Source organism: Microcystis sp. T1-4, from assembly GCF_000297435.1.
Taxonomy (GTDB): Bacteria; Cyanobacteriota; Cyanobacteriia; order Cyanobacteriales; family Microcystaceae; genus Microcystis.
In genome coordinates this window covers 1-1,328 of record NZ_CAIP01000364.1, presented here as the reverse complement: position 1 = coordinate 1,328, position 1,328 = coordinate 1, and the positions used below count along the sequence as shown (strand labels likewise).

The 1,328-nt window shown below is 33.8% G+C and carries 1 protein-coding gene; it reads left to right on the top strand.

Annotated features, from left to right (window positions below):
- Nucleotides 1-302: 302 nt before the first annotated feature.
- Nucleotides 303-1,328 (top strand): IS1634 family transposase (locus MICAI_RS17300; protein WP_039900459.1); only part of this gene is annotated, 1,026 nt, incomplete at its 3' end.

Genomic DNA, 1,328 nt, shown 5'->3' with positions numbered 1-1,328 from the left:
TTCCGCACCCTCAACTGTCACAGATCAAAAAAGCCATTAAAGTAGTACATAATAACTAAAATTAATGCAAAGGTTAAAAGGGTTAATGAGAATATATAGCATTAAAAGGGGTATGGAGCGAGAAAGAGAAAATTCAAGAGAAAAAAATAATTGTTCAGAAAACAAGAAATAATTGATTACAATAAGTAGTCGTGCAAAATTAATTTCCTAGTGAAGATAGGCAAGAGGTAAGAGGCAAGAGCGGGGTTAGATATGTGTAATTAATTTTGCTTAGGTACTTAGAAGTAGTGGAGGAATCTGTTGTGAAATTAAAACCCCAAGAAATAGAAATTCAGAACATAGACCATCTAGGGATAGTGGCAGGAATAATAGACTCAATCGGAATAGTAGAAATAATAAACGAATTGATAGGAGTCGAAAAAGACGAAAAAGTAAATGCAGGTCAAGTAGTAAAAGCCATGATAATCAACGGGTTAGGATTTGTTTCCAAACCCTTATATATGTTTCCCGAATATTTTGAAACAATCGCCTGTGAACATCTAATAGGAACAGGAGTAAAACCAGAATATCTCAACGACGATAAATTGGGGAGAGTCATGGATAAACTATTTATAAAAGGATTAGATACAATATTTTTCATCATCGCAGTAAAAGCCGCCCAAAAATTTGGAGTATCACTATCAACATCACATCTAGACTCATCATCAATCCACGTACATGGGCAGTATAACACTAGCTTACCAGAAGTAATATTTGAGAATCAAAAAATAGGAAATAACCAAGAATTAGAAGAAATAGCAGTAAAATCACCAAAAGAAATAACCATCACTTATGGTTATTCTCGTGACCATCGGCCGGACTTAAAACAGTTCATCATAGAAATGATATGTTCAGGAGATGGAGACATCCCAATATTTTTGAAACTAGCATCAGGAAACCAAGCAGACTCATCATGTTTTGGTCAAATAGCAGTAGAATATCACAAACAATTAGAAGTTAATAGTCTCATGGTTGCTGACTCTGCCTTATATACAGAATCAAACCTGAAAATGATGTCAGATTTACAGTGGTTATGTCGAGTACCATTAAGCATAAAAGCAGCAAAATCATTAATATCAACAATACCAGAATCAGAATTTATTGATAGTACAATACCAGGATATAAATTAGTATCAAAAACCGAAAATTATGCAGGAATAGAACAAAGATGGTTAGTAGTACAAAGTCAAGAAAGAAGAGAATCAGACCTGCGTAAACTCACCCAAAAAATTACCAAAGCCGAATCAAAAGCGGTTCTTGATTTGAAAAAGTTATCACAAGAGAGATTT